This is a genomic window from Micromonospora sp. LOL_023 (assembly GCF_048060115.1).
Classification (GTDB): domain Bacteria; phylum Actinomycetota; class Actinomycetes; order Mycobacteriales; family Micromonosporaceae; genus Micromonospora_E.
Genome location: NZ_JBHMIM010000065.1, coordinates 23,962 through 32,282 on the forward strand (window position 1 = coordinate 23,962; position 8,321 = coordinate 32,282).

Here is an 8,321-nt window from a genome sequence, read left to right on the forward strand (position 1 = left end):
CATGCTCCGTCCCCGACGCACGCTGGCCCGCACCGTGGCGCTCACCGGTGCGGCCGTCCTCGTCGGCGTCCTCGGTCTGGCCGCCCCGGCGGCCGCGCACATCACGGTCAACCCGCCGCAGGCCACCATCGGCGACTACGCCCGGCTGGACTTCCGCGTACCGAACGAGAGCGACACCGCCAGCACCACCCAGGTCGAGGTGGTGATGCCGGAGGACGCGCCGGTCGCCTCGGTGTCGTTGGCCCGGGTGCCCGGCTGGACCGTGCAGGTGCAGTCCGAGCCGGTGGATCCACCGCTGGAGGTGCACGGCGCCCAGATCACCGAGGCGGTGTCCCGGATCGTGTGGACCGCAGCCAGCCCGGAGGTGGGCGTGCAACCGGGGGAGTTCGTCGACTTCCCGGTCTCCCTCGGCCCGCTGCCGGACGTCGACCAGGTGGTCTTCAAGTCGCTGCAGACCTACTCCGACGGCACCGTCGTCCGCTGGATCGAGGTGCCGGTGCCCGGTCAGGACGAGCCGGCGACCCCGGCCAGTGTGCTGACCCTGGTAGCGGACGGCGAGGACTCCTCAGCGCCCGGCGCCGCCCCGGAGACCGGCGAGGACGCCTCGACCAGCGCCGGCGACGACGACACCGCTGGCGCGGGAGCGGCCCTCGGGGTGGGCGTCGCCGGGCTGCTCGCCGGCCTCGGCGGGCTGCTGCTCGGTGGGCTGGCGTTCATCCGGTCCCGGCGGACCGAGCCGTCCGGAACCGCCGGTGGCCCTACCGTGGCCGCCGGTGGTGCCACCGGAGCTACCGGGGCGACTCCACCGGCGTCCGGCGAATCGGCAGACTGACCAGCAGCAGCGCCGCCACCAGCACGTACAGGTTGCGCAGCAGGAACGTCACCGGGTCATCGGTCGGCGCCCGGTCGTGACCCCAGTCGATCAACGACACCACACCGAACACCAGCGCCGCGAACGAACCCGCTGCCAACGCCAGCAGCCCGGCGGCCCGGACCCCGGCGCGGGCCGCCGGGCCGTCAGGCTGCGGCACCGCCGTCGGCGTCGAGTCGGACCCGTCGCGCTGCCGCAGCGCCGCGTCGAGCAGCAGAATCAGCGCCGGAACGAACCAGTACACGTGATGCGGCCAGGTGATCGGCGCGATCAACGCGGCGACCAGCCCGGTGAGCGTCAACCCGGCCAGTTCGTCACCGGCCCGAACGGCCTGGGCGGCCCGCCACAGCCCGTAGCCGGCGACGACCGCGACCAGCACCAGCCAGATCAGCCGGCTCGGCTCGTCCGGGGCGACCAGCCGACCCAACAGCCCCTGCAGCGACTGGTTACCCGTGTAGTCGCTGCGGCCGACCCGCTCGGTGCTCCACAGCTCCTGGGTCCAGAACCGCCACGACTCGGCCGGTAGGACCGCCGCCGCGAGCAGCGTCGCGCCGGCCGCCGCCACGCACGACACCAGCGCCGCCCGCCACCGCCGGGTGACCAGCAGATAGACGATGAAGATCCCCGGGAACAGCTTGATCGCGGTCGCCAGGCCGATGCCGACCCCGGCCCAGCGGGACCCCTTCGGTACGGCGAACAGCAGGTCGGCCAGGATCAGCACCACCAGCAGCATGTTGATCTGGCCGAGGAAGATGGTCTCCCGGGTCGGCTCGATCAGCACCACCAGCGGCACCGCCAGCCCGGCCAGCCACCAGCGTGGCAACCCGCGTCGCCGGGCGATCGGGGTGACCAGCCACACCGTGGTGACCACCAGCGCCAGCAGGGAGCCGACGGTGAAGATCGTCGCGGTGGCCACGTCGCTCAGCGCCGCGAACGGTCGCAGCAGCAACGCGGTGAACGGCGGGTAGGTGAAGTAGAGCGTGCCCTGCACGACGTCGGGCTGGGAGTAGTCGTAGAGCGGGTTGCCGTCGGCCCACCAGCGCATCGCGCTCAGGTAGATCTTCAGGTCGTAGAAGTCGTGCCGGTTGCCGTACCAGGCGAGAGCCGCAGCGACGGCGGCGCTGAGCCCGACGATCACCGCGACCCGGCGCGGCGTCCGGGACCGGCCGTCGGCCACGCGGGGGGTGCTGGTTTCCGGCAGGTTCTCGGCGGGCACGACCGCGAGCCTAGCCGGGTCCGTCGCACGGCCCGGTCCGGCACCGGTACGCCAGGACCGGTGGCCGGCTGGACCCGGCCGCGTAGGCTGTCCGGCGTGGCGGATCTTCTTGTCTGGATCGACTGTGAGATGACCGGGCTCGACCTCGGTAAAGACGCGTTGATAGAGGTGGCCGCGCTGGTCACCGACTCGGATCTCAACGTGCTCGGCGAAGGCGTCGATCTGGTGATCCACGCCGACGAGGAAGCCCTGGCCGGGATGCCGGACGTGGTCCGCGAGATGCACGCCAAGTCCGGCCTGACCGACGAGGTACGCCGCTCGGCGATCACCCTGGCCGAGGCCGAGGATCAGGTCCTGGAGTACGTCACCAGCTTCGTCCGGGAGCCGAAGACGGCCCCGCTGTGCGGCAACTCGATCGCCACCGACCGCGGTTTCCTCGCCCGTGACATGCCCCGGCTGGACACCCACCTGCACTACCGGATGATCGACGTGTCGTCGATCAAGGAGCTGTGTCGGCGCTGGTACCCCCGGGTCTACTTCGGCCAGCCGGCCAAGGGCCTGTCGCATCGGGCGCTGGCGGACATCCAGGAGAGCATCCGCGAGCTGGAGTACTACCGCCGGGCGATCTTCGTACCGCTGCCCGGGCCGGACGTCGACGCGGCGAAGGCCATCGCCGCCGGCCTGCTGCCTGGTGAGTGAACCCGCTCGACGGGGGACGCCCGGGTAGGGCTATCATTGGTCGGCACCACACACGGCAAGTATGTCGGGTGAGGTTCATGGTGGCTGTAGCTCAGCAGGTAGAGCACCGGGTTGTGGTCCCGGGTGTCGAGGGTTCAAGTCCCTTCAGTCACCCCAAACGGAAAAGGCCGGTCAGGATCGATCCTGACCGGCCTTTCTGGTTGTCCTCGTGCTACGTGTTCCTCGTCAGGCCTGCGGGTCGTCGCTGGCGTCGTCGCCGGTGCCGGCGGCCGGGGACTCGACCGCCGCTGGCGGCTCGTACGGCAGGGCGCTGCCCTCGATGAGCTGCTCCCAGCTGAGATTCCATACCGTCCAGCCGTTGCCGTTGGCCAGCTGCACCTCGGTGCCCTTGACCGTCACCGGGTCCCCGAGCTTGGTCTGCTTGAACAGCCATTCGGCGTTGGCCATCGACATGTTCACGCAGCCGTGCGAGACGTTGCGGACGCCCTGGTCGGCGACGGACCACGGAGCGGCGTGAATGAACTCGCCGCCCCAGGTCAGCCGCTGCGCGTACTCGATGTCCGTCCGGTAGCCCTCCTCGGGACCCAACTCCTCGTACGTGTCGAAGACGGTCTCCCTGAGCTTCTCCATCACGATCATGGTGCCGCTGGACGACGGGGTCTTCGGCTTGCCGAGGCTGACCGGGATCTCCTTGATGGTCTGCCCGTCCTTGGCGACCGTCATCTTCTTGGACGCGTTGTCCACCGTCATGACCAACGCCGAGCCGATCTCGGCGTCGATGGTGAGATCGTTGCGGCCGTACCAGCCGTCGCCCATCGGCAGCCCGCCGGTCTGCGCCTTGTAGAACAGCTTCGTGCCGGCCTGCCAGAACTCGCGTGGGCGGAACTGGACCTCGGTGGGGCTGACCCAGTACCAGACGCCCTCCTGGGCGGGCTCGCTGCGGACGCTCAGTCGCCGCTGCACGTCGGCGCGGTGGTCCTCGGGGATGTTGCGGTCGAACCGCAGAATCAGCGGCATCGCCACACCGACCACGTTGCCGTCGCCGAGGAAACTGGAGACGCGGACCCGGTTGGCCGGCTGGGCCATCGTCTGGAATTCGTGGCTTACCGTCGTGGTCTTGTCGTCGTCGCCGGTCACCGTCACCGTGGCGGTGTACGCGGCCGCGTACTCCAGCTGCCCGGTCGGCAGGAACTCGGTGCCGTCGGCGTTCACCTCGCCCTCGACCGGGTTGCCCGCGGCGTCGGTCAACTCGACCGTGGTCTCGACCGCCTCGGCGGTGGTGAACGTGACCCCGGTCGAGGCAGGCACGTCCGTGGCGTCGGCGGCCGGCGCGGTGATCGTCGCCTGCGCCTTCTGGCTCGGCTCCGGATCGGCACCGTCGCGCCAGGACGGAGCGTTGCCGCCACCGGTGCAGGCGCCGGTCAGGACGAGTGTGGCGGTGAGCGCGATGGCCACGAGTGCCCGCGCTACCGGTGGACGCACCCGCCCAGCGGGCGGCATTGCCTGATTGCGGCTCACTCGCATGATCTCCTCACGAAGTTCGGTCCCCGAAACCCATCGTCCATAAATGACGCGTTGTGGCAACTCCCGGGTTCGTGCCTCGGCGGAACCAATACCGACGCGACCGACCGATATCCCCAGTATGTCGGGTTATCTCGGCTCGGTCGCGTCGGATTCGTCCGCTATAGGCGTTTATTCAGAAGTCTTCCCTCGCTGTCCCGGCTCGCCTGCTGTCAACCGGATGTCGCAGACGGTGCCGGTGCCGGAGCGGAGGTCGCCTTCGGCTTCAGGTCGGCCGGGACCGGCAACGCACTACCTTTGACGAATTCCGCCCAGCTGAGGTTCCAGGCCGTCCAGCCGTTGCCGTCGGCCAGCTGCACCTCGGTGCCCTTGACCGTGATCGGGTCGCCGACCTTCGTCTGGCTGAACAGCCATTCGGCGTTGGCCATCGACATGTTGACGCAGCCGTGCGAGACGTTGCGGACGCCCTGGTCGGCGACGGACCACGGAGCGGCGTGAATGAACTCGCCACCCCAGGTGATCCGTTGGGCGAACGAGATGTCCGTCCGGTAACCCTCCTCGGGGCCGAGCTCGGCGAAGGTGTCGAAGACCGTCTGCGCCTGCTTGTCCATCACCACCATGGTGCCACTCGACGATGGCGTGCTCGCCTTGCCCAAGCTCACCGGCATCCGCTTGACCAACTTGTCGTCCTTGAACAACTTCAACTGCTTGGTGGCGTTGTCGACCTCCATCGTCACCTTGTCACCGATCGTCGCGGTGGCGCTGCGGTCCTGGTCGCCGTAGCGACCATCCCCGGTCGGATGCCCTGCCAAGCCGATCCGAGCGCGCAGTTCGGTGCCTGCCTGCCAGAAGTCCGGTGCCCGGTAGAACGCCTGAGTGCCGTCGGGAAACCAGTACCAGGTGCCCGGCTGCGGCGGGTCGGTGGAGACAAACATCCGCTTCTGCACGCTGGCCCGTTCCTTCTCGGGTATACCCGGGAAGAACTCCACCACCACCGGCATCGCCACCCCGTAGGTCCGCCCGTCGAACAGGTAGAGGCCGGTGCCGGTCTGCGAACCGGACCTGCCCATCGTGCTGAACGTCGTGGTCTTGGTCTCCTCGTCGCCAGCTGTGCTGGTCGCGACCACCGTAGCTGTGTACTTCTTGCTGTTTTTGAGCGATTTGTCCGGCACCCAGGAGGTGCCGTCGTCGCGCATGCTGCCGCTCACCTCGCCGCCACCCTCCTCGACGAGCGTCACCGAGGTGATCTCCCCACCGCTGACCGTGGTGCCGATCTCCATGCTGATCGGCAGATCCTTCGCGTCCGCCTCCGGCGCGATGGCGAACTCGAACGGTTCCGGCGGTGGCGTCGGACTCGCCTGTGCCACCTTTCCACTGACAAAACGTGGTGTCTTGTCCGCTCCGCACCCTGCCAGTGCTGCCGGCGCGATGACTGCCAGTGTCACCGCGACCGACCAACCCCTCCTGACCCTGTCCATCCCAGTCCCCGTTCCTTGTTGCGTCCCTGCCGACATCGTGCATCACCCGCTACGCCCTTCGTGCCTGATCCGGAAGGGTGCCAGATCTGTGCACCTGGGCAGCTCCGCCAGACAGTCGGCTCGTTGCCGGCAATCGGTTGGAAGCTGGACAGCCAGGCGTGCTACGGTTGCCGACGTTGTCAGCGAGCGCCGCTAGCTCAACTGGCAGAGCAGCGGACTCTTAATCCGCGGGTTGTAGGTTCAAGTCCTACGCGGCGTACCAGACACCAAGGCCCCGACCAGGCGTTTCCCGCCCGGTTGGGGCCTTTGTCGTACACCGTACCGCTGGCTCGGTGCTCGCCGGGCGATCGGGAGCCGTTGGACCGGTCGACCGCTGGCGGGACAGCAGCGGCATTGACGGGACGTTCCATCCCGACCCGCCGCCGGGCTCGTCGAACGGGCGGATGCCGGGCTGGGATAGTGATGAAGGTGAGCCCTGGAATCGCCGCATCGCCCGAGCTCGTCATCTTCGACTGCGACGGGGTGCTGGTGGACAGCGAGCCGATCGTTGCCCGGGTGCTCACCGAGTGGATGCGAGACCTCGGTGTCCGGATCACCGATGAGGAGTGCGCTCGGGAGTTCGTGGGGCTGGCGCAGGAGGTGGCGGCGCAGCGAATCGCGGACCGTCTCGATGGCGAGGTGCCAACGGGCTGGTTCGACGGGCTCACCGCTGCGGTTGATGCCGCGTTGCGGGCCCAGGTCCGGCCGGTGCCGGGCGTCGCTCAGCTGCTTGAACGGCTCAGGGTCCCGTTCTGCGTGGCGTCGAACGGCCGGCCAGCCAAGGTCGACTTGACGCTGAGTGCGAGTGGCCTGGCGAGATACTTCGACGGGCGGATCTTTACTGCCTCGCAGGTCGCCCGAGGCAAGCCGGCCCCTGATCTGTTTCTGCTGGCGGCGTCCCGGATGGGTGTACAGCCTGAACGGTGCGTGGTGGTCGAGGACAGCGAGGCCGGCGTTGCAGCCGGCTTGGCTGCAGGGATGCAGGTTCTGCGGTACGCCCCGGACGGATCTCGGACGGGCTCCACCGAGGTGTTCCACAAAATGGATGACCTTCCGCCGTTGCTTGGGCTGGTGACCGGCGGCTGACCGATTCCAGATGTGTTCCGAGCGCCGGGTGCGGTCAGAAGATCGACGTGGCCGCGCGGTAATGTCCTACCTATGGGGTCGACGGCGCGTAAGGTTTCGCTGACTGGTATCAAGCCGACCGGTGAACCGCATCTGGGCAACTACATTGGCGCGATCCTTCCCGCACTGAAGTTGGTCGATGACTATGAGTCCCTGTACTTCATCGCGGACCTACACGCGCTGACGACGATCCGTGACCGTGATCTGTTGCGGCACTACACCCGTTCGGTGGCCGCGACGTGGCTCGCGGCCGGACTCGATCCGGACCGCACCACCTTCTATCGCCAGTCGGACATCCGGGAGATCCCTGAGCTGACCTGGGTGCTGTCCTGCCTGACCGGTAAGGGGCTGATGAACCGGGCGCACGCGTACAAGGCGGCGCGCGACCGTAACCGTGCGGCCGGCAAGGAGGATCTGGACGCGGGTGTGAACATGGGCCTGTTCAACTACCCGATGCTGATGGCGGTCGACATTCTCATCATGGACGCCGATGTGGTGCCGGTTGGCCGTGACCAGGTCCAGCACGTCGAGTACGCAGCTGACATCGCCGGTGCCTTCAACGCCGTCTACGGCGATCGATTCAGGCTGAAGATCCCAGCTGCCGTCATACCGGATGAGGGCTCGGCGCAGACCCTGCCCGGCGTCGACGGACGGAAGATGAGCAAGTCCTACGGCAACACGATCCCGCTGTTCGAGTCCGAAGCCGGTCTGCGCAAGATGATCCGGCGGATCCCGACTGACAGCGTGCCGCTCGAGGAGCCGAAGGATCCCGACTCGGCTGCGGTCTTCACGCTGCTGGAGCGGTTCGGCGAGGCGGACGTCGTTGCCGAGACCCGAGCCCGGCTGATGGCCGGTGGGATGGGTTGGGGCGAGGTGAAGGCCCAGCTCACCGACGCGTTGAATGCCCAGTTCGCGCCGCTGCGGGAGCGCTACGAGGCGCTGATGGCACCTGGCAGCGAACTGGACGACCTCCTCGCGCACGGCGCGGACAAGGCCCGTAAGCAGACCCGACCGTTGCTGGAGCGGGTGCGCGACGCCGTCGGCATCGGGTAGGCGCTGACAGCGTGCCTCGCCGTCAAACGAGTGCGTCGACTACCTGATCGGCGCAGTGCCAGGCGGTCGTCCATTTGCCGGGCAGCGCGACCAGCAGGTTGGCCGCTGGGGTCCAGCCGGTTGGTGGTTTCCTGAGATCGGCGACCAGGCTCGATGGGTCGGCCTGCGGGCTGGCCGGCTCTGACCTCCCCCAGTCAGAGGGGATTTGATTGATCAAGGCCGGTGAGAGAAAGGTGCACCTGACCTGTAAGGATGTGAGTGTCTAGATCATATCCATGATGGAATCGGGTGCACCTTTCTGGTGAGTAAGAGTAGCGGG

At 68.1% G+C, this 8,321-nt stretch carries 7 protein-coding genes and 2 tRNA genes; 6 read left to right on the plus strand and 3 right to left on the minus strand.

Going from position 1 to position 8,321, the window contains the following annotated elements; translation table 11 throughout:
- The first annotated feature begins 1 nt into the window (after position 1).
- Positions 2 to 832: a YcnI family protein gene (locus ACFHVL_RS26550; protein WP_416631161.1), complete on the plus strand. Its 831-nt coding sequence runs from the start codon at positions 2 to 4 to the stop codon at positions 830 to 832.
- Here ACFHVL_RS26550 and ACFHVL_RS26555 read toward each other — a convergent pair.
- Positions 789 to 2,087 (minus strand): glycosyltransferase family 87 protein, encoded by a 1,299-nt coding sequence (locus ACFHVL_RS26555; protein ID WP_416631162.1) that lies wholly within the window; start codon positions 2,085 to 2,087, stop codon positions 789 to 791. The genes ACFHVL_RS26550 and ACFHVL_RS26555 overlap by 44 nt on opposite strands.
- Positions 2,088 to 2,183: 96 nt before the next feature.
- Here ACFHVL_RS26555 and orn point away from each other — a divergent pair, with 96 nt between their 5' ends.
- Entirely contained in the window at positions 2,184 to 2,786 is a 603-nt protein-coding gene (orn, locus tag ACFHVL_RS26560) for an oligoribonuclease (protein WP_416631163.1), read from the plus strand.
- Positions 2,787 to 2,866: 80 nt separating this feature from the next.
- Positions 2,867 to 2,942 (plus strand) — tRNA-His (locus ACFHVL_RS26565).
- 69 nt (positions 2,943 to 3,011) lie between these two features.
- On the opposite strand, the gene ACFHVL_RS26570 is transcribed toward ACFHVL_RS26565, so the two are convergent.
- A complete protein-coding gene (locus ACFHVL_RS26570; RefSeq protein WP_416631164.1) occupies positions 3,012 to 4,310 on the minus strand; it encodes an Ig-like domain-containing protein in 1,299 nt (432 codons plus the stop codon).
- A gap of 209 nt (positions 4,311 to 4,519) precedes the next feature.
- On the minus strand, positions 4,520 to 5,785 hold the full coding sequence (locus ACFHVL_RS26575; RefSeq protein WP_416631165.1) for an Ig-like domain-containing protein: 1,266 nt from the start codon (positions 5,783 to 5,785) through the stop codon (positions 4,520 to 4,522).
- 186 nt (positions 5,786 to 5,971) lie between these two features.
- On the opposite strand from ACFHVL_RS26575, the gene ACFHVL_RS26580 reads away from it, so the two are divergent.
- From ACFHVL_RS26580 to ACFHVL_RS26590, 3 genes are all read left to right on the plus strand, one after another.
- Positions 5,972 to 6,047, plus strand: a tRNA-Lys gene (locus ACFHVL_RS26580).
- 206 nt (positions 6,048 to 6,253) lie between these two features.
- On the plus strand, positions 6,254 to 6,910 hold the full coding sequence (locus ACFHVL_RS26585) for an HAD family hydrolase (RefSeq protein WP_416581240.1): 657 nt from the start codon (positions 6,254 to 6,256) through the stop codon (positions 6,908 to 6,910).
- A 72-nt stretch (positions 6,911 to 6,982) separates the two neighbouring features.
- Positions 6,983 to 8,002 carry a tryptophan--tRNA ligase gene (locus ACFHVL_RS26590; protein WP_416631166.1) on the plus strand — a complete coding sequence of 340 codons (1,020 nt, stop codon included), beginning with the start codon at positions 6,983 to 6,985 and terminating at the stop codon, positions 8,000 to 8,002.
- The last annotated feature ends 319 nt before the right edge of the window (positions 8,003 to 8,321 follow it).

Bases quoted from the DNA above. Each gene is read 5' to 3' on its own strand.
- ACFHVL_RS26550 (WP_416631161.1), top strand. From the start codon at position 2: ATGCTCCGTCCCCGACGCACGCTGGCCCGCACCGTGGCGCTCACCGGT.
- ACFHVL_RS26570 (WP_416631164.1), bottom strand. From the start codon at position 4,310: ATGCGAGTGAGCCGCAATCAGGCAATGCCGCCCGCTGGGCGGGTGCGT.
- ACFHVL_RS26575 (WP_416631165.1), bottom strand. From the start codon at position 5,785: ATGGACAGGGTCAGGAGGGGTTGGTCGGTCGCGGTGACACTGGCAGTC.
- ACFHVL_RS26590 (WP_416631166.1), top strand. From the start codon at position 6,983: ATGGGGTCGACGGCGCGTAAGGTTTCGCTGACTGGTATCAAGCCGACC.